This window comes from Geothrix campi (assembly GCF_024609265.1).
GTDB classification, from domain to species: Bacteria; Acidobacteriota; Holophagae; order Holophagales; family Holophagaceae; genus Geothrix; species Geothrix campi.
The window spans coordinates 68099-87391 of sequence record NZ_JANHMP010000004.1 but is presented as its reverse complement, the minus strand read 5'-3'; the positions used below and the strand labels follow the sequence as shown (position 1 = coordinate 87391).

Here is a 19293-nt window from a genome sequence, read left to right as displayed (position 1 = left end):
CGAACGCCATGGCCGAGAGCCGCTACCTCATCCGCTTCGATGACATCTGCCCGACCATGAACTGGTCGATGTGGGAAGCCATCGAGGCCCACCTGGTCCAGTTCCAGGTGAAGCCCATCCTGGCGGTGGTGCCCGACAACCGCGACCCCAAGCTGATGGTGGATCCGCCCCGCCAGGACTTCTGGGACCGGGTGCGACAGTGGCAGGCCACGGGCTACACCATCGCCTTGCACGGCTACCAGCACCTCTACGTGAACAAGAACGCAGGGATGCTCGGTGTGACTCCGCAGAGTGAATTCGCGGGCCTGCCCCGCGCCGAACAGGAGGCGAAGCTGCGGAAGGCCCTCGCGATCTTCGCCGAACAGGGCGTACGCGTCGATGCCTGGGTGGCGCCCTCCCATTCCTTCGACCGCACCACCGTGGGGCTCCTGGCCGAGCTTGGGGTGGGCGTGATCAGCGACGGCCTTTGGCCCCGCCCCTTCACGGAGGCCAACGGGATCACCTGGTTGCCCCAGCAGCTGTGGAGTTTCCACCCGAAGCCCGAGGGGGTCTGGACGGTGTGCAACCACCACAATGCCTGGTCCGCCCAGCGGCTGGACCAGTTTGCCAAAGACCTTCAGATCTACGCTTCCCGGATCACCGACGTCCCTGCCGTGCTCTGCGACTATGAAGGGCGGCGGATTTCCCTGTCGGACCGCTGGAGCGGCTTCGCGGAGTTCCTCTGGACCCATCGAATCCTGGGGCCGATCTGGGCCACCCGACGCCGTCTGCGTGAACTGGGCAAGTTGGCCGGATGAGCCGGAAGCCCTGCATCCTCTTCCTGATCAATTCCCTGGCGGCTGGCGGGGCGGAGCGCCAGTTGTCCCAGCTTGTGCGGGTGATGGACCGGGACCGGTTCAACCTCCACGTGGCCGTGTTCTACGACCCTGGCTACCGAAACGAAGGTGCGCTATGGCCGGAGGTCGCCGCGACCCCAGGTGTCTCCCTGCACAGCCTCCACAAGCGGCAGGGCGTGCTGGGCTACCTGGGCGCGCTGCCGCGGCTGTTCGCCCTGGCCTGGCGCATCAAGCCGGACATCCTGCACGGCTACCTGCAAGGCAACCTGGTGGTCCTCCTGATGGGCCTCCTGCTGCGGAAGCCCATCGTGTGGGGCATCCGCCGCACCAGCAGCGACTACTCCAAGCTGGATCGCCTTTCCCGGATCCTCCTCAAGGTGGAAGTGTGGCTCTCCCGCTTCGTCGATCTGATCATCTTCAACTCCGAGGCGGGGTACCGGAACTATCGGGCCATGGGCATGCGCGCGCCGTGCATGCAGGTGATCCCGAACGGGTTCGATGTGGCCCGCTTCTCCCCGGATCCCGACCAGGGTGCGGCCCAACGGAAAGCCTGGGGTGTCTCCGAGGAGGCCCAGCTCATCGGGCTCGTCGGACGGCTCGACCCAGTGAAGGACCACCCGACCTTCCTCCGCATGGCGGCACGGCTGCTCCAGGAATGGCCCGCCGCCTGGTTCATCTGCCTGGGCAATGGGGATCCCGCCTACCTGGAATCCCTTCAGAACCTGGCGCGGACCCTGGGTATCGCCGAGCGCGTGCTCTGGCCGGGGGTGAGCCAGGAGATGACCAGCGCCTATAACGCCCTCTCCATCCTCGTCCTCTCCTCCACCGACGAGGGTTTCCCCAATGTCCTGGGGGAGGCCATGGCCTGCGGCATCCCCTGCGTCACGACCCCTGTGGGAGACGCCGCCCCCCTCGTGGGAGAGACCGGTCGCGTCTGTGCCATCGGGGATGACGGGGCACTTGCATCGGCTGTCTCTGACCTGCTCCGGTTGGCCCCTGCGGCCCGCGCCACGCAGGCCGCAGCCTGTCGCACCCGGATTGAAACCCTGTTCAGCGCCGCGGCTCTGGCCCGGAACACGGAAGCGGCCCTGCTTGGCCTGGTCGACCTGCCCCGACCGGCCTCCAGGAAGGGGCTGACCAGCCTTCTGGCCGGGGGGCCACGCTACCTGCTGCGCATCGACGACTTCTGCCCCACGATGAACTGGTCCGCCTGGAATCCCATCGAGAAGATCCTCATGGACCTGGATGTGAAGCCGATCCTGGCCGTCATCCCGGATAACCGCGATCCGAAGATGATGATCGAACCTCCGGTCCCCGACTTCTGGGACCGGGTGCGCGGCTGGCAGGCCAGGGGCTGGGCCATCGGCCTGCACGGGTTCCAGCACCTCTACGTGAATTCCGAACCGGGCCTCCTCGGGTTCCCCGCCAAGAGCGAATTCGCCGGGCTGAGCTACGAAGAGCAGTTCCAAAAACTGAAAGCCGGGATCGAGATCTTCGCCCGCGAAGGTGTGCACCCGGACGTCTGGATCGCGCCCTCGCACTCCTTCGACGAAAACACCGTGCTGGCGCTGAGAGCGCTGGGGATCTGGACCATCAGCGACGGCATGGCCCTCGGCCCCTACCGCGACAACCGGGGAACGGTCTGGGTTCCTCAGCAGATCGCGTCCATGCGGGACATTCCCCTGGGCGTCTGGACCTTCTGCTACCACATCAGCGATCTGGAGGACGAACAGGTCGACGCCTTCCGGCGGAAGGTGGAACGGCTGCGTCCGAGGATGATCTCCTTCGCCGAGGCCATAGCCCTGGGTGATCGCCGCCTTTCCTTGCTGGATGGACTGGTCAGCTTGTCACGAAGGGCCCTGACCATGGCCAGGCGGTACCGGATGAGGTCGGCATCATGATCCGAGTCCACCTGGGGGCCCGCCCGGATCCCGCCTCGGATGGGGGGTCCCCCGCAGCCGCCGGGGGCGGGACGTACGACATCGTGTTCCTCACGGACCAACTGGGCCGGGGAGGCGCGGAAACGCAGCTGGTCCGGATCGCCATGTCCCTGCGCAAAAGGGGCTGGAGAGTGGCCATCCTCTCGCTGTTTCCCGGAAGCGATTTCGAAGAGGAGCTCTTTGCGGTCGGCATCCCCCACCGTTACTGCGAATCCGTCCGCATGCCGGAAAACCGTCCGCTGATCCCCCTTCGCATCACGCTGCGTCTCATCCGGACCTTGCGAGCCTGGCGGCCTGCCACCCTGATCTGCTTCAGCTACCACTCGGACGTCATGGGCCGCGTGTGCGGGCGGCTCGCCGGCGTGCCCGTGATCATCGGATCCCTCCGCACGGCCTTCGCCAAGACCTCCCTCCGCGAACGGGTCTACCGGATCACGGAACCCCTGATCAATCTCACCGTGGCCAACTCCCAGGCCGGGATCAACTACATGATCTCGCGCCGGGCCCTCACCCCAAGGAAGACGCTCGTGATCCCGAACGGGATGTTCACCTCGGAGTTCCCATCCTCCGCACCCCGCGAGGAAGTGCGGGCCGAACTCGGGATCGCCCCAGGCGCCTTCCTGTGGATCGCGGTCGGCACCCTCAACAAGGCGAAGGACTACCCCACCATGCTGGATGCCGCGGCCAAGTGCGCCGCGGCCGACCCCCGGTTCCGGTTGTCCATCGCGGGGGGCGGCGAGGCCCTCGCCGCTCTCCAGGCGGAAGCCGCGGCGCGTGGGCTGGAGGAAGTCGTGCATTTCCTCGGAAAGCGCACGGACGTGGCCCGCCTCTTGAAAGCGGCCGACGCGTTCGTGCTTTCTTCGGCCTGGGAGGGTCTTCCCAATGCCGTGATGGAGGCCCTTGCCTCGGGTCTGCCCGTCGTGGCCACCGATGTCGGAGGGATCCGCGACCTGGTCGAGCCGGGCCGATCGGGTTGGATCGTCCCCCCTCAAAATCCCGATGCCCTGGCCGAACAGATGCTGGGCGCGATGGCCCTGAATCCTCCGACGCTCCAGCACATGGGCGCTCACGGCCGGGAGCGCATGATCAGCCGGTTCGACCAGGAGCGCATCGCAGACCGGTGGGAGAGCCTGCTCTTGCAGAGTTCCGCCACGGCGAGGAACCTCCCGACGAAGCAGGCGCCCGCATTCGTCATTTCGCTGGATTTCGAGCTGCTGTGGGGCATGCGCGACAAGCGCACCATCGATTCGTACGGCGCCAACATCCTGGGCGAGCGCGAAGCCGTCCCCGCCATGTTGAAGCTGTTCGGGAAGTACGGCGTCAAGGCCACCTGGGCTGCGGTGGGCATGACCTTGTTCGAGACCCGCAAGGACCTCCTCCGGCATCTGCCGGACATGCTGCCCACCTATGACCGCGAGGACCTGAATCCCTATCGGACCTTGGATCTGATCGGCGACGACGAACGCTCCGACCCCTACCATTTCGGCATCTCCATGGCCCGCCAGATCCTCGACTGCGAGGGCATGGAGCTTGGAAGCCACACCTTCTCCCACTTCTATTGCCTGGAGAAGGGCCAGACCGAGGCCCAGTTCCGCGCCGACTTGGAGGCCTCCATCGCCGCCGTCCAGCGGCTGACGCAGCGCCCGGTAAGCTTCGTGTTCCCACGGAACCAGTACAACCCCCAGTATCTGCCCGTGTGCGCAGAGACCGGGTTCACCTGTTTCCGCGGCAACGAAAGGGCCTGGATGTACAACGAGGCCCCCGACGAAGGTCAGAGGCTCCCCCTGCGGGCCACCCGCCTGCTGGACCACTACCTGAACCTTTCCGGCTCCAACGGCTTCATCCCCTTTGAGGAGGGTGGATTGATCAATTGCCCTTCCAGCCGATTCCTGAGGCCGGCCAGCCCCTATCTGGGGGGAGGTCTGGACAGGTTGCGCATGCGGCGGATCAAGCGGGCCATGGAGGCGACGGCGAAGGCTGGGCAGTGCTTCCACCTCTGGTGGCATCCCCACAACTTCGGGACCCAGCTCCGGGAGAACCTGGCGAACCTGGAGGAACTGCTCCGGTTCCACGTGACCCTGCGGGAACGCTACGGCGTGGTGCCCCTGACCATGGGGGAGATCTCCGCCAGGGCACGGGCCGGTCGCCCCAGCCGCCTCGCCTCCCCTCCCTCCGAGGCCCCCGTGGGGGGAGGGCGCTGATGTCCCGCCCCCTGGACGAAAACGGGCCCCCCACGGCCCCCGCCCCCGAAGGGCGGGCCATCCGACGCTCCCGCTACTACCTCAGCGATGCCTTCGTGGTGGAGCATGGCCCGGCACCGGCAGAGGGACCGGTCAAGGAGACCGGGGTCATCCTGATGCCGCCCCTCGGCTACGAGGACACCTGTGCGTACCGCCCCCTCCGGGTCCTGGCCGATGCGCTCGCCCGCGCCGGGCATGTGGTCCTTCGGCTGGACTGGCCCTCGCTGGGTGACAGCGCCTTCGAGGCCGTCCAGGTGGATCTCGTGGCAAGCGGGGCGGCACTGGTGGCCGCGGCGGCCCAGTCGCTCCGCACCCGGGGCTTCACCCGCATCGCGGGTATCGGCGTGCGGGGCGGCGGGCTGATCGCCCTGGCCGCCTCGGGCCTGGATGAGCTGGCCCTGCTGGGCGTTCCCGCCAGCGGAAAAGCCTTCCTCCGGGAAGAACGGGCCTTCCATCAAACCGCCGCCAAGGCCTACGGGCATACCCCCGACACGGTCAAGGCCCTCCCTGAGGGAGCCGTGGAGGCCGGCGGCTTCGTCTATGGCCCCCGCACGGTCCAGGCCCTCCAGCAGCTCTCCCCGGTGACGCTGGCCGGGGCAGGGCAGCTCCGCCGGGTGCTGGTGATCTACCGGGACGGGCTCGCGGCTCCGGCCGACTTCCTGGCGGCCTTCGAGCGCACCGGGGCGGAAGTCACCGTATCCTCCGCTCCCGGGCTCGGGGCCATGCTCGAAAACTCGTACCACTCCGAACTGCGACCCGAGATCGAAGCGGCCGTCGGCGCCTGGCTGGCCGTCCATGCGGGCCAGGTGGAACCCGTCGCCCCCGGGATGCCGACCCAGCTTCGGCTCGAGGGCGGCATCACCGAACGGACCGTCGTGCTTCCCGGGGCCGTGGGCGAGCTCTCGGGGATCTTCTGTGAGCCTCCCGGTGGGGCGCTCCCCGGCGTGGCCTGGACCTTCTTCCTGAACGCCGGGGGCATCCGCCGATCTGGCCCGAACCGTCTTTGGACCCGGGCGGCCCGCACGCTGGCCGCCGAGGGCAGGCCTTCGCTGCGCTTCGATGTCCGCGATGTGGGGGACAGCGACGGGACCAACGTCCCGCACCCTGATCTGGAGGCGATGTACAGCGAATCCTCCATCCAGGATGTCCTGCAGGTGTACGACTGGGCCCGGGCGCGGGGCGCGGGCGAGATCGATGTGGTTGGCCTCTGCTCGGGGTCGTTCCTCGGCATCCAGCTCGCGGCACGGCGTCAGGTCCGGCGGGCCCTGCTGTTCAACGGGCTGGCCTTCGTCTGGAACGACGACGCGCGAGCTTCGGGAGTGACCAGCCACATCGGCGCATCGTTGTTCGACCTGCGCCGCTGGCGCCGCCTCCTGACGGGCCGCATCAGCCCTGTGGCCGTCACCCGGGCCATCGTCTCGAAAGCCCTGCTGGCCGGGGCCGCCGCGATCGCGCGCCTGCGGGGACGCCGCCCCGAGGACGAGGTCGCCGTCCTGATGCGGGTCGTCATGAGCCGTGGTACCCGCCTCAACCTGATTTCGAGCGAAGGCGATCCCAGCGTTTCCTATCTCGAGCGCCATGTCCCACCGGACAACCGACCAGCCCTGACGGTCCTGCCCGGTGTGGACCATACCATCCGCCCGGTGTGGGCCCATGACCGCGTGGTGGATCTCATCCGGGAAAATTAAGAGACCTCGACCTCGGCAGAATCGAAAGAATCCCACTAGCCAGGAGGACCGCTCCTGCCTAGACTCTAACCAAGTCCCTAGACTCGGTATCAAAGCCATGTTTTTTCCACCTATTCATCATGTGAGAATTGAATGATTCAAAAGGATATACGCGAGCTCGTCCTGAAACACGCCCGCCTCTCCGCGGACGTGAACACGCTGAGCGATCTGTCCGACCTCTACGCGGCCGGCCTCACCTCCCTGACCACCGTCAACCTGATGCTGGCCCTGGAGGACTACTTCAACATCGAGTTCCCGGACCGGATGCTGGTCCGGAGGACCTTCGGAAGCATTCAATCCCTCGCCGAGGCGGTCGAGGCCTTGAAAACCTGAGCAGGGCCCCCGGACAAGGAGCACGGCATGCGTGAACCCGCGTTGCAGCCGCATCGAGAGGGCCTTTCGGCCATCCTGGGGCGGGTCCATGACATCGGGCGGGAGGCCATCGCCCCCCACGCCGAAGCCGTGGACCGCGAAGGGCGCTTCCCCGAAGAGGCCTTCCGGGCCCTGAAGGCGGCCAGGCTTTTGAGCTGCTATGTCCCCCTGGAGCTGGGCGGGATGGGCCTGACCCTGTCCGACCTGTCGAAGATCTGTGAGACGCTCGCGGGCTACTGCGGCTCGACCGCGATGGTCTTCGCGATGCATCAGATCCAGGTCGCCTGCATCGTGCACCATGCGCTTTCCTCGGAGTACTTCCGCGCCTACGCGCAGGAGCTGGTGGAACATCAGTACCTGCTCGCCTCCGCCACCACCGAGCTGGGCATCGGCGGGGATGTCCGCTCCAGTCTCTGCGCCGTGGATGTGCGGGGCGACCGGTTCACCCTCGAAAAGCAGGCCCCCGTTATCTCCTACGGCGAGGCCGCCGACGCCATCCTGGCCACCTGCCGGAGCTCTCCCGACGCGGGCCGCAATGACCAGTCCCATGTCCTGGTCAGGAAGCAGGATTGCGTGCTCAAGCCGATCTCGGGTTGGGACACGCTCGGCTTCAGGGGCACCTGCAGTTCCGGGTTCACGCTCACCGCCGAAGGCTTGGCTGCGCAGATCCTCCCCGTGCCCTACGCCGAGATCCATTCGAAGACGATGCATCCCTTCTCGCACATCGTGTGGAGCTCCCTGTGGCTGGGCATCGCCTCGGATGCCGTCAGCCGCGCCCGGAGCTTCGTGCGCACCGAGGCCCGCAAGACCCCCGGCAACCTGCCCCCCTCGGCCTTGCGGCTGGCAGAGGTGGACACGATCCTCTTCTCCATGCGCGGCGGGGTGCAGCAGGCGGTGGCGGAGTACCAGCATCTGTTGTCCGCTGGGGATCCCGAGGCGTTCTCCTCCAATTTCGGATTCGGCATCCGGATCAACAACCTCAAGGTGGCCTCGTCGCAGCTCATCATCGACATCGTCGGCCGGGCGATGCTCATCTGCGGCATCAGCGGGTACCGGAATGATTCCAGGTTCTCCCTGTGCCGGCAGCTGCGGGACGCCTACGGCGCCGCGCTGATGGTCAACAACGACCGCATCCTCGGCCAGAGCTCCACCATGCAGATCCTGCAACGGGAAGGATGACCATGTGCGCCCCTGTCGAAACCGATGCCTATAAGACCTACCTCGACGAGCTGACCGGGGCGGGCCTCCTGATTCCCTCTGGCGTGAAGGGGGTGTACGGCCGGAGCGGCACCTTCGAGCACGTCATCGACCAGTTCGAGCATTACGTGACCCGGATGGGCCGGCATCTGAACCCGGAGGTGATGCGCTTCCCCCCGATCTTCAACCGGGATCACTACTGCCGGATCAACCACATCAACAACTTCCCCGATCTCATGGGCTCGGTCCACAGCTTCATGGGCGGCGACGTGGAGCATGCAGAGCTGGTCCGCAAGTTCGAGAAGGATGAGGACTGGAGCCGGGACTTGGCCGCCAGCGAGGTGATGATGATCCCCGCGGCCTGCTACCCCCTGTATCCCACTGCCACCGGCACGCTGCCTCCGGGGGGCCGGGTCGTGGACCTGAAATCCTTCGTCTTCCGCCACGAACCCTCCGATGATCCCGCCCGGATGCAGATCTTCCGACAGCGCGAATACGTCCGGTTGGGTTCCGCGGAGGAGGCTCTGGCCCACCGGGACTCATGGCTGGAGCGCGGGAAGGAGATGCTGCAATCCGTGGGCCTGGCAGTGGAGGCCGTCGTCGCCAACGATCCCTTCTTCGGGCGGGGCGGGCGGATGATGAAGGCCACGCAGAAAGAGCAGACCCTGAAGTTCGAGCTGGTGGTCCCCATCTGTTCGGAAGAACGCCCCACCGCCATCACCTCGTGCAACTACCACCTCGACTACTTCGGCCACGCCTTCGATATCCGCACCGCCGATGGCCAGCCGGCCCACTCCGCCTGCATCGGGTTCGGGCTGGAGCGCATCGCCCTCGCGCTCTTCAAGACGCACGGACTCGAGATCGGCGCCTGGCCGAAATCAGTCCGGGGCGTCCTGGAGCTCGGCTGAGCGCCAGGGCCCGCCCGGGGCACACCGAGACCACACCCCCCATGAAACAGATCCTCCCCCTCGACCCGGCCACCTACCAGCGCCATTCCATCCACGGCGAGAACCGCACCTGGGCGGAAACCAACTGCTACTCCGATGTGATCATCGAGCTGCTCCACGGCCTCGGGCACGAACCCGTGGCCGCGCTCCCCTTCACGCTGGCCATCGACTTCGAAGGAGACCAGTGGACGTTCTTCAAGTTCCCGCCGGCGGACCTTCTGGAACTCTACGGCTTCGACATCCAGGAGCTCGCACCCTGGCGGCCGCTGGTGGACCACATCGAGGAACAGGTCGGGGCGGGTCGCCCGGTGCTGGTGGAGCTCGACTCCTACTACCTTCCGGATACGTCCGGGACCGCCTACCGCCTGGCCCATGTGAAATCCACCGTGGCCGTCAACGAGATCGATATCGGCAACCTGCGCCTGGGCTACTTCCACAATCAGGGCTACCACGTTCTCGAGAACGGGGACTTCATCGACATCTTCCAGATGGAAGGGCTGGTGCATGAGCGGATGCTCCCGCCCTACATCGAGTATGTGAAAAAGGCCCCTCACTTCACCCCCCTCTCCCAGGCCGCGCTGGTCGAGGCCTCCCGGGCCCTGCTCGGCAGACACCTCGGCCGGATTCCGGAACGGAACCCCTTCCCCGCGTTCAAGGCGAAGTTCCAGCAGGATCTGGACTGGCTGCTGACCACCGATATCGATGTCTTCCACGCCTATTCCTTCGTCACCCTCCGTCAGTACGGAGCCTGCTTCGAACTCGCCGGAACCTGCCTCGGCTGGCTCACGGCCCAGGGCGTCGACCACCTCGCCCCGGCCCAGGCGGCCTTCGACCAGATCTCGCAGACCACCAAGGCTTTCCAGTTCCAGCTCGCCCGCTCCATGGCCCGGCGGAAGGCCATCGACCTGTCGCCGCTCGACACCATGGCGGAGCGTTGGGAGGAGGCCATGGGAGGCCTCGTGCGCCAGTTCGGAGGGACCCGATGACGGAGCCCCTTCCGGGAGCGCGGGTGGACGCGCACCGGATCGATCCCCTGGAGTCCGGCTGGGAGCTGGCCTCCAGCGCGCCCGGCGCCCATGAAACCGCCGACGCGGCGCGGGAGGCGCACCTTCCCTGGCGCCCCGCCCTCGTCCCGGGCACGGTGGCCGACAGCCTGGACCTGGCTCTCGATGCCGCGAACCACCTCGACGGAGAGGATTGGTGGTACCGCTGCACCTTCCGGGCTCCGGCCCTGGACGCTGGCGAACGGGCCCGGCTCCGCTTCGATGGACTGGCCACGATCGCCGAGGTATGGCTGAACGGCGCCCGCCTGAGCACCTCCCGTAACATGTTCTTGCCCCATGCTTGCGATGTCTCGGACCTCCTGCGGCCAGACAACGAACTGATGATCTGCTTCCGGTCACTGACAGCCGAGCTGGCCATCCGCAGGCCCCGTCCCCGGTGGAAGACGGCCCTCGTCGCCCACCAGAACCTCCGCTGGGTGCGGACGACCCTCCTGGGACGCATTCCCGGCTGGTCCCCGGCCGTTGCTCCCATCGGCCCCTGGAGGGCCGTCACGCTGGAGCGGATCTGCAGGCTGGAATTCACCCGTCTCGACCTCCAGACCACCGCGTCCGGTCTGGAAGGCCGGATCTTGCTGGCGGCCGAGGCGCGGATCCTGGACGGCTCCAGGGTCACGGGAGCCACCCTTCAGGTCGGGCCCCACGCCATTCCGCTGGTGTCGGACCAGGCCGAGGGTCGGGTGCGCCTTTCCTGCGAGTCCACCCTCCCGGGCGCACCGCTCTGGTGGCCGCACACCCACGGCCGCCCCGACCAGCTCGACTGCACCCTGCGCCTGGACACGGACGCCGGGCCGATCATGGCCGACTGCGGCCGGATCGGGTTCAAGTCCGTCTCGATGGACCGCGAGGATGGCCAAGTGCGATTGGTGGTGAACGGCCGTCCCGTGTTCTGCCGCGGCGCCTGCTGGACCGTCAACGACTTCCGCTCCCTGTCGGGCGATCCGGAGGCCCTGCGCCAAGCGCTGGTGCTGGCCCGCGATGCCGGGGTCAACATGCTGCGGGTCGGCGGCACGATGGTCTACGAATCCGAGTTGTTCTACGGCCTCTGTGATGAGCTCGGGATCCTGGTCTGGCAGGACTTCATGTTCGCCAACATGGACTACCCCTTCACCGACGAGGCTTTTCATGCCGAGGTCGAGCGGGAGGTCACCCACCAGCTGGGCCGGCTGCAGCGTCATCCCTGCCTCGCGGTCTACTGCGGGGGGAGCGAGATCGAGCAGCAGGCCGCCATGCTCGGCTTGCCCTCAACCGAATGGTCGAACGCCTTCTTCTCCGATGAACTCCCGCGCCTGTGCACAGCCCAGCACGGCGGCATCCCGTACTTCCCCTCCACCCCCACCGAGGGGGTGATGCCCTTCCACCCCTCGACCGGCATCTCCCACTATTACGGAGTCGGTGCCTACAAGCGCCCCCTCGGGGATGCGCGGCTCGCCCGGGTGCGGTTCACGTCCGAATGCCTCGGCTTCTCGAATGTGCCTGAGGACGAGGCCATGGAAGACGTGTTCGGCGACGCCCGGCCCGTGTCCCACCACCCGCGCTGGAAGGCCCGGGTGCCACGGGACAGCGCCGCCGGCTGGGATTTCGAGGACATCCGCGACCACTACCTGAAGGCCCTCTTCGGCCTCGACCCCATCGAGCTCCGCAGCCGCGACCCGGAGCGGTATTTCACGGTCTCCCGCGCAGTCACCGGCGAGGTGATGAGGGCCGTCTTCTCGGAATGGCGCCGGCCTGGAAGTGGCTGCGGCGGCGGCCTGGTCTGGTTCTACAAGGACCTCTGGCCCGGTGCGGGCTGGGGACTGCTCGACAGCGCCGGCCGGCCCAAGGCCGTCTATTGGTACCTCAAGCGAGCCTGGGCCCGGCAGGCGCTCCAGATGACCGACGAAGGGCTCGAGGGCCTGCACCTCCACCTCCTCAACGAGACCGCCGAGGAGTTGCACGGCGTCCTCGAACTGGACCTGCTCCAGGCGGGCCGGATTCGCGTCGGCCACGCGGACCGGGCGGTCTCGATCCCCGCCCATGGCGCCCGCACGATTCCGGCCGACGAGCTGCTCTCCTGCTTCCAGGATCTGACCTACGCCTACCGGTTCGGCCCCCCCAAGCACGATGTGGTGATCGGAAGACTGCTCTCCACGGAGAACCGCCAGGTGCTGGCTGAGGACTTCCATTTCCCCCTGGGGCTTGACCTCCCCTTCCAGGATCCGGTGGGAATCACCGCCACCTCCGAGACAGGCCCGGACGGCACCCACATCGTGACCCTGCAGTCCCCCGTGTTCCTCCAGAGCGTGGCCCTCTCCTGCCGCGGCCACGTGCCGGAGGACAACCATTTCCACCTGGCGCCCCACCAGACGAAGCGGATCCGGTTCAGGCCACGCACGGATCCGGCAGCCACCTTCAGGGCGGATCTGAGCGCGCTCAACCTCAGGGAAGCCATCTCCCTCCGGGCGAATCCCTGACTCCCCGCCCCCGGAATGCAGGCGAGCATGCAGTTCGTGCTATTTCAAAAATTCCCATTAGCAGTATACAACTGATTGAGAAATAATCGCCTCGTCGAATCCACCACGGCCCAAGCCGTGAGGGCCATCCAACGCAGGTCACTCGGAGTGGAGCATCATGCGCATCGCGGTTGTGGGTCTCGGTTATGTAGGACTTCCTCTTGCTCTGGAACTCGCCAAGAAGTTCCCCGGCACGGTGGGGTTCGACATCCACGCGGCGAAGGTCGCGGAGCTGCAGGCGGGTGTGGATCGGACCAAGGAGGTGGACTCCGAAGCGCTGCGAAGCACCACCCTGAAGATGACCGCGAACCCCGAGGACATGCGGGGTGCCGACTTCATCATCGTCGCCGTGCCCACCCCCATCGACGGATGGAACCGGCCGGACCTCACCCCCATGCTCAAGGCGAGCGAGACCGTCGGCAAGATTCTCGGCAAGGGCGCCATCATCGTGTACGAATCCACCGTCTTCCCCGGCGTCACGGAGGAGATCTGCGGGCCCGTCCTGGAGCAGCATTCCGGGCTCAAGAGCGGCCGGGACTTCAAGCTCGGCTACTCTCCGGAGCGCATCAACCCCGGGGACAAGGTCCACACGGTGGACCAGATCGTGAAAGTCGTGTCCGGCCAGGATGCCGAGACCTGCCAGACCATCGCCAGCGTCTACGGCGCCGTCATCCGCGCCGGCATCCATCAGGCCAGCTCCATCAAGGTCGCAGAGACGGCCAAGGTCATCGAGAACACGCAGCGCGACATCAACATCGCGCTCATGAACGAGCTGGCGATCATCTGCGAGAAGGTCGGCATCCGGACGGCGGAGGTGCTCGCCGCGGCCCGCACCAAATGGAACTTCCTGCCGTTCAGCCCCGGGCTCGTCGGCGGGCATTGCATCGGGGTGGATCCCTACTACCTCACCACCAAGGCCGAGGAGCTCGGCTACCAGCCCCAGGTCATCCTGGCTGGACGGCGCATCAACGACAGCATGGGCGCCTACGTGGCACAGAAACTGGTGAAGCTGCTCATCCAGCAGGAGATCCCAGTCAAATCCGCGAAGGTCGGCATCCTGGGGCTCACCTTCAAGGAGAACGTGCATGACATCCGGAACAGCAAGGTGCCGGACATCGTCGAAGAGCTGCAACAGTTCGGAATCGAACCTCTGATCCACGACCCCCTGGCGGACCCCGAGGCGACCCACGAGGACTACGGCATCCACCTCGCGTCGCTGGAGGCCTTCAAGGACCTGGATGCCCTGGTCTTCGCGGTCAATCATCAGGTCTTCCTGACGCCGGGCCCCGCGCCCCTCCGTGCCCGCCTCAAGCCGACTTCCGTGTTCGTGGATGTGAAGTCCAGCTTCCAGCCGACGGACTTCCCCGAACCCATCGCCTATTGGAGCCTTTGATGAGCCTGTACCAGGCGCTCTGCCAGGACCTGCGGACGAGTCCCAAGCGATGGCTCGTCACGGGCGTGGCCGGTTTCATCGGCTCGAACATTCTTCAGAAGCTGCTGGAGCTGGATCAGGTCGTGGTCGGCCTGGATAACTTCTCCACGGGGAATCCCGGGAATCTGGAGAGCGTGCGGCAGGGCCTCTCCGCCGAAGCCTGGTCACGCTTCACCTTCATCGAAGGGGACACCCGGAATCTGGATACCTGCCATCAGGCCTGCCAGGGCGCCGAGGTCGTGCTGCACCAGGCCGCCCTGGGGTCCGTGCCTCGTTCCATCAAGGATCCCATCGCCAGTCACCAGTCCAACGTGGATGGCTTCCTCAACATGCTGGTGGCGGCCCGGGATGCGGGCGTGCGGCGGATGGCCTACGCCTCCTCCAGCTCCGTCTATGGGGACGACGCGGGGCTGCCCAAGGTCGAGTCTCGGACCGGGCACCCCCTCTCCCCCTACGCCCTGACCAAGGTCATCGGCGAGCAGTACTCCGCGATCTTCGCCCGGACTTACGGCTTCAGGGCCATCGGATTCCGGTATTTCAACGTCTTCGGCCCCCGGCAGAATCCCAACGGGCCCTATGCCGCCGTCATGCCCAAGTGGCTCCAGGCCCTCATCGATGGCGAGACCTGCACCATCCACGGGGATGGTGAGACCAGCCGGGACTTCTGCTTCATCGCCAACGCCGTCCAGGCCAATCTGCTGGCCTGTGTGGCCCCCGAGGGGGCCCTGGGCGAGGTCTTCAACGTCTCCTTCGGCGGCACCACCTCCCTGACTCGGCTCTACTGGATGATTGCCGACCGCCTGGCCACCGCCCATCCCGGCTTCCAGCGACGGGACCCTGTCTATGGCCCGCCGCGGGATGGCGACATCCAGCATTCCCAGGCGGACCTTTCCAAGATCAAGGCCCACCTGGGCTACGAGCCGACCCACTCCGTGGCGCAGGGGCTGGATGAACTGGTCCCCTGGTTTGCCGCCCGGGCTGCCCAGCTCTGATGCGAATCGCGGTGCTGGGAGGCGCGGCCAGGGACCTGGTGAACTTCCGGGGCCACCTCATGTCAGAGATGGCGCGGGCGGGGCACACGGTCTACGGGATTGCCCCGGAGGGCACGCCCGAGATCCAGGCGAACCTCGAACGGTTGGGGGTGACCTACGTTCCCATCGACATCCACCGCACCGGGTTGAACCCGTTCCGGGACCTCCTGAGCCTGTTCCATTTGTGGAGCCTGTTCCGTCGGCTGCGCCTCGATGCCCTCCTGGCCTACGAGATCAAGGCCGTGGTCTTCGGGACTCTCGCGGCAAAGCAGGCCGGCGTGCCCGATCGCTTCGCCATGATCACGGGCCGCGGCACGACCCTCCAGGGCGAGGCCACGGAATTCAGGCAGCGGACTGTCCGCCGGGTCGTCAAGGCCCTGTACCGCCTGGCGCTGCGCCGGTGTCGGGGAGTGCTTTTCCAGAATGAGGATGACCTCGCGTTCTTCAGGACCGAGGGCCTGCTGCCCAAGGGCATGGCCGCGCGGATCGTCAACGGCTCGGGTGTGGACCTGGACCATTTCGCGCCTTCGCCCCTTCCCGACGGCCCCGCCACGTTCCTCTTCGTGGGCCGCCTGCTCCGGGACAAGGGGCTGCATGAGTACGTGCAGGCCTGCCGCCTCGTTTCCGGGCGCCAGGTGGCCGCGCGGTTCCAGATTCTGGGCCCCCTGGATACCAATCCGAACGCGATCACGGCAGACCAGGTGCAGGCCTGGGTGCAGGAGGGCATCGTGGACTACCTCGGCGAGATGGGGGACGTGCGCCCGGCGTTGGCCGCCGCCCATGTCCTGGTGCTGCCCTCCTACGGGGAAGGCACGCCCCGCTCGGTGCTGGAGGCCATGTCCATGGGCCGGGCCGTCGTGACTACGGACGCGCCCGGTTGCCGTGCCACCGTCCAGGAGGGGTGCAACGGCTTTCTCGTTCCAGTGCGGGATAGCGACGCGCTCGCCGAGGCCATCATCAGGTTGGCCGAAGACCGGGATCTGATCCTCCGCCTCGGGAAGGAAGGCCGGAAGATCGCTGAGGAAAAATACGACGTGTGCCACGTGACGGCGGAGATCCTCGCCTTCATGGATCTGACCCCCGGGACCCCCCGCGTGTCCGACAGGGCGGCCTCCCGTCCGGGCACTCCCCACCCTCCCCTCCCGCTTCCCCCCATCTGAAGACGACCCATGGCCTACCTGGCGTACATCCTCAGGAAGATCACCCAGAACCCGGGTCGCGCTGCGCTCTCCGCGGTGAAGTACGTCACGGAATTCCGCCTGGACCGGCAAATCGGCATCTCCACCTTTCGCCGGGATTTCGTGCCCCCCACCTCCGCCAGCGGTGACAGCCGACCCTGTCAGCCGGCCCCCTACCGCGTGCTCATCGATATCGCTGCCCATATGCAGGCGACGGGCTTCCCCCTCCGCTCCTTCGTGGATGTGGGCTGTGGCGCCGGGCGTCCCCTGGCCTACTTCTCCAGCCTGGGCTTTGATCGGATGGTGGGCATCGAGATCAATCCAGACGTCGCCGAGGGCGCCCGTCAGAACATCGGCCAGATCAAGAGGACCTGGAACCGGGCGGGGCGCATCGACATCCTGACCGCCGATATTCTCACCGCCGAGATCGACCTCACGGGGTCCATCATCTACCTGGCCAACCCCTTCGGGCGGACCACCATGCAGGCCTTCGCGGCGAAACTGAAGGCCCAGCTCCAGGCGCGGCCCGATCGAGGCGTCCTGCTCTACTACGTGCTCCCCCTGCAGGTCGAGGCGCTCGTCGAGGCCTTCCCCCGGGCGGAGCGGCAGATCGCCGGAGGCCTCGAAGCCTGGCAGTTCTTCCGCCTAGACGCAGCCTCCGGCAACCCGTGATCCTTCAGTGCCCCATCATTCGTAGCGGTAGTGGTAGGCGTACCGGTAGTGCGTGTGGTTGCCCCCCATGCGGAGCGGCTGGACGTCGTTGAACACGCACCCCAGCACCGGGATGCCCTGGCGCTCAAGCCGCTTCAGGCAGGCCCGCAGCTCTTCGAGGGGGTGGCTCCCGTATTTCGCCACCACGAGCACCTGATCAACCCTGGAGCCGATGATAAGCGCATCCGTAACGGCCAGCACCGGCGGCGCGTCGAGGATCACATAGTCATAGGCCTTCGAAACCTTGGCGAGGAGTTCTTCGAAGGCCTCCGTCATCAGGAGTTCCGAGGGGTTCATGGGGATGGATCCGGACATCATCAGATCGAGCCGTGGAACGGCCGTCTTGTGGACCACCGCTTCCCAATCCGCCATCCTGGCCAGCACATCGGACAATCCGCCCGCCCGGTCCTTCGACCAGAACTGGCGATGCAGGGAGCCCTTCCGGAGATCCGCGTCCATCACCAGCACGCGGCTGCCAGCCCGGGCCAGCACGGCGGCCAGGTTCCCACTGACGAAGGATTTGCCGATGTTGGGAGAAGGCCCGGTCACCATGATCGTCTGGCTGGTCGCCCGCCCCTTCGAGAAGTGGAGGCTCGTGCGCAGGCTGCGAAGGCTCTCGGTGGCCAGGTCATCCGGATTGAGCGCCGCCAGCAGGTGGAGGCCATCCTCGCCATTCTGCATGGCCTGCCAATGCGCCTCCTGGGCCTTGCTGTGGGGGATGGTCACCAGCACCGGTATGCCCAGCTTGGACTCGATGAGACGGTGATCCTCGATCCCCTGGCTGAACGTCTTCCGCAGGATGGCCATGCCGATGCCGGCCAGGAATCCAAGGAAGGTGAAGAGGAACATCAGCATCGCCCGCCGGGGGGCGATGGGATTCGGATCGGGCGTGGCCGGGTCCACCACCGCGATCCCACCCACCTCTCCGGCGCTGGTGATCCCCAGCTGCTGGATGTTGTTCAGAAGGGCCGTGTAGAGCTCCGTGTTGATCGCCACCTCGCGGGAGAGACGCACCACCTCCTGCTGCGCGCTGGGGAGCGTGCGCACCTTCGCATCGATCCGACCACCTTCGGCTTTGAGTTGGGCGATCTGCCGATTGAGGGTGGCCACCACGTCGGAGTCCTCCCGGTAGGTCCTGAGGAGGTCCTGCTTCTTCTGTTCCAGGGACGTGATCTGCACGCTCAGATTGGAGCCCTGCTGCAGGTACGCCTCGGCTTCGCGCGCCAGGTCCACGGATCCGGTGCGGCTCCGGAAGCGGTTGAGGCGATTCTCCGCATCGTCCAGCTTGGCCTTCACCTGGGGAAGCTGTTCCTTGAGGATGGCCAGGGTCTGCGTGGCTCCCGCATTCTTCCGTTCGATCTTGTGCCGGATGTACTGCTTGATGATCTCGTCGAGGACCGTCACACCGGTCGCAGGATTGGCGCACTTGAGGGTCAATCCCAGCACATTCGTGAGCTTGCCCTTCTCCACCACATCAAGGTTTTTCCGCAGCGAATCCAGCGCCTCACCCACCGGCTGCCGCTCCAGTCGGAACTTCTGCCCGGGCTTGGCACTGATGGACTGGACCACCAGCTCGAGCTGTTCGCCGGCATAGGACACGCTCAACGGTTTGCCCACTTCGCCCGTACCCAGGGCCGCACCCTTCGGGGAGTCGAACCGGAAGGTTCCCCCGGGGAGGGCCGTCAGGCCGAAGACCTGCCCTCGCAGGTGGTCTGGAAGACCGAAGGATTGGACCTCGATCCGGGGCGCTTCCGGATCGCCCCGATTGAGGGCCGCGCCCACGATGGGTATCAGCTTCGGCCGGGCCTGGAGGTCGAGGTTGAGAGCCTCCACCGTGCGGCCAAGCACCATGCTGCTCTGAAGGATCTCGACCTCGCTCTGGGCCTCAGTCGGATCCGAGAACAGGCCCTCCATCTTGGCAAAGGCGGGGTCCGAGGGCCCTGTCCGCCTGGCCTGGACCTGCAGCATGGCTTGGACCTGATAGACCGGGGCGGCCCGCCAGACATACAGGCCGCCGAAGCACAGGAACAGGGCCAGGGAGGCGATGATGAACCGCCGCCCCTCCCACAGGTTGGCGAACCAATCGAGGAACCCTAGTTCCTCAGATTCGCCAAGAGGCCGCAAGATCC

14 protein-coding genes are annotated in these 19293 nt (G+C 66.5%); 13 read left to right on the top strand and 1 reads right to left on the bottom strand.

Going from position 1 to position 19293, the window contains the following annotated elements:
* The first annotated feature begins 8 nt into the window (after positions 1 to 8).
* The 13 genes from NOV65_RS14820 to NOV65_RS14760 all read left to right on the top strand — a co-directional run bounded on the left by NOV65_RS14820 (position 9) and on the right by NOV65_RS14760 (position 17125).
* Positions 9 to 797 carry a DUF2334 domain-containing protein gene (locus NOV65_RS14820; RefSeq protein WP_257307410.1) on the top strand — a complete coding sequence of 263 codons (789 nt, stop codon included), beginning with the start codon at positions 9 to 11 and terminating at the stop codon, positions 795 to 797.
* Positions 794 to 2737 (top strand): DUF2334 domain-containing protein, encoded by a 1944-nt coding sequence (locus tag NOV65_RS14815; protein WP_257307409.1) that lies wholly within the window; start codon positions 794 to 796, stop codon positions 2735 to 2737. Before NOV65_RS14820 ends, NOV65_RS14815 begins: the two co-directional genes overlap by 4 nt.
* Positions 2734 to 4977: a glycosyltransferase gene (locus NOV65_RS14810; protein ID WP_257307407.1), complete on the top strand. Its 2244-nt coding sequence runs from the start codon at positions 2734 to 2736 to the stop codon at positions 4975 to 4977. Before NOV65_RS14815 ends, NOV65_RS14810 begins: the two co-directional genes overlap by 4 nt.
* On the top strand, positions 4977 to 6704 hold the full coding sequence (locus NOV65_RS14805; RefSeq protein ID WP_257307405.1) for a hypothetical protein: 1728 nt from the start codon (positions 4977 to 4979) through the stop codon (positions 6702 to 6704). Before NOV65_RS14810 ends, NOV65_RS14805 begins: the two co-directional genes overlap by 1 nt.
* 132 nt (positions 6705 to 6836) lie before the next feature.
* The gene (locus NOV65_RS14800) at positions 6837 to 7076 is read left to right on the top strand and encodes an acyl carrier protein (RefSeq protein ID WP_257307403.1); all 240 of its coding nucleotides are present in this window, start codon (positions 6837 to 6839) and stop codon (positions 7074 to 7076) included.
* A 27-nt stretch (positions 7077 to 7103) separates the two neighbouring features.
* Positions 7104 to 8294, top strand: a complete 1191-nt coding sequence (locus NOV65_RS14795) for an acyl-CoA dehydrogenase family protein (RefSeq protein ID WP_257307401.1) — start codon at positions 7104 to 7106, stop codon at positions 8292 to 8294.
* A 2-nt stretch (positions 8295 to 8296) separates the two neighbouring features.
* A complete protein-coding gene (locus tag NOV65_RS14790) occupies positions 8297 to 9220 on the top strand; it encodes an amino acid--[acyl-carrier-protein] ligase (RefSeq protein WP_257307399.1) in 924 nt (307 codons plus the stop codon).
* Between the two features lie 41 nt (positions 9221 to 9261).
* Positions 9262 to 10245 (top strand): DUF1839 family protein, encoded by a 984-nt coding sequence (locus NOV65_RS14785; protein ID WP_257307397.1) that lies wholly within the window; start codon positions 9262 to 9264, stop codon positions 10243 to 10245.
* Positions 10242 to 12773 carry a glycoside hydrolase family 2 protein gene (locus NOV65_RS14780; protein ID WP_257307396.1) on the top strand — a complete coding sequence of 844 codons (2532 nt, stop codon included), beginning with the start codon at positions 10242 to 10244 and terminating at the stop codon, positions 12771 to 12773. The genes NOV65_RS14785 and NOV65_RS14780 overlap by 4 nt, the downstream gene beginning before the upstream one ends.
* A 157-nt stretch (positions 12774 to 12930) precedes the next feature.
* A complete protein-coding gene (locus tag NOV65_RS14775; protein ID WP_257307395.1) occupies positions 12931 to 14205 on the top strand; it encodes a nucleotide sugar dehydrogenase in 1275 nt (424 codons plus the stop codon).
* Positions 14205 to 15236: an SDR family oxidoreductase gene (locus NOV65_RS14770; protein WP_257307393.1), complete on the top strand. Its 1032-nt coding sequence runs from the start codon at positions 14205 to 14207 to the stop codon at positions 15234 to 15236. Before NOV65_RS14775 ends, NOV65_RS14770 begins: the two co-directional genes overlap by 1 nt.
* Positions 15236 to 16435, top strand: coding sequence for a glycosyltransferase family 4 protein (locus tag NOV65_RS14765; protein ID WP_257307392.1), 1200 nt, complete (start codon positions 15236 to 15238; stop codon positions 16433 to 16435). Before NOV65_RS14770 ends, NOV65_RS14765 begins: the two co-directional genes overlap by 1 nt.
* A 9-nt stretch (positions 16436 to 16444) precedes the next feature.
* Positions 16445 to 17125 carry a methyltransferase domain-containing protein gene (locus NOV65_RS14760; protein WP_257307390.1) on the top strand — a complete coding sequence of 227 codons (681 nt, stop codon included), beginning with the start codon at positions 16445 to 16447 and terminating at the stop codon, positions 17123 to 17125.
* Between the two features lie 15 nt (positions 17126 to 17140).
* Here the strand turns inward: NOV65_RS14760 and NOV65_RS14755 are convergent, their stop codons facing one another.
* Positions 17141 to 19288 (bottom strand): polysaccharide biosynthesis tyrosine autokinase, encoded by a 2148-nt coding sequence (locus NOV65_RS14755; RefSeq protein WP_257307388.1) that lies wholly within the window; start codon positions 19286 to 19288, stop codon positions 17141 to 17143.
* Positions 19289 to 19293: the final 5 nt, after the last annotated feature.

Bases quoted from the DNA above. Each gene is read 5' to 3' on its own strand.
- NOV65_RS14820 (WP_257307410.1), top strand. From the start codon at position 9: ATGGCCGAGAGCCGCTACCTCATCCGCTTCGATGACATCTGCCCGACC.
- NOV65_RS14815 (WP_257307409.1), top strand. From the start codon at position 794: ATGAGCCGGAAGCCCTGCATCCTCTTCCTGATCAATTCCCTGGCGGCT.
- NOV65_RS14810 (WP_257307407.1), top strand. From the start codon at position 2,734: ATGATCCGAGTCCACCTGGGGGCCCGCCCGGATCCCGCCTCGGATGGG.
- NOV65_RS14805 (WP_257307405.1), top strand. From the start codon at position 4,977: ATGTCCCGCCCCCTGGACGAAAACGGGCCCCCCACGGCCCCCGCCCCC.
- NOV65_RS14800 (WP_257307403.1), top strand. From the start codon at position 6,837: ATGATTCAAAAGGATATACGCGAGCTCGTCCTGAAACACGCCCGCCTC.
- NOV65_RS14795 (WP_257307401.1), top strand. From the start codon at position 7,104: ATGCGTGAACCCGCGTTGCAGCCGCATCGAGAGGGCCTTTCGGCCATC.
- NOV65_RS14790 (WP_257307399.1), top strand. From the start codon at position 8,297: ATGTGCGCCCCTGTCGAAACCGATGCCTATAAGACCTACCTCGACGAG.
- NOV65_RS14785 (WP_257307397.1), top strand. From the start codon at position 9,262: ATGAAACAGATCCTCCCCCTCGACCCGGCCACCTACCAGCGCCATTCC.
- NOV65_RS14780 (WP_257307396.1), top strand. From the start codon at position 10,242: ATGACGGAGCCCCTTCCGGGAGCGCGGGTGGACGCGCACCGGATCGAT.
- NOV65_RS14775 (WP_257307395.1), top strand. From the start codon at position 12,931: ATGCGCATCGCGGTTGTGGGTCTCGGTTATGTAGGACTTCCTCTTGCT.
- NOV65_RS14770 (WP_257307393.1), top strand. From the start codon at position 14,205: ATGAGCCTGTACCAGGCGCTCTGCCAGGACCTGCGGACGAGTCCCAAG.
- NOV65_RS14765 (WP_257307392.1), top strand. From the start codon at position 15,236: ATGCGAATCGCGGTGCTGGGAGGCGCGGCCAGGGACCTGGTGAACTTC.
- NOV65_RS14760 (WP_257307390.1), top strand. From the start codon at position 16,445: ATGGCCTACCTGGCGTACATCCTCAGGAAGATCACCCAGAACCCGGGT.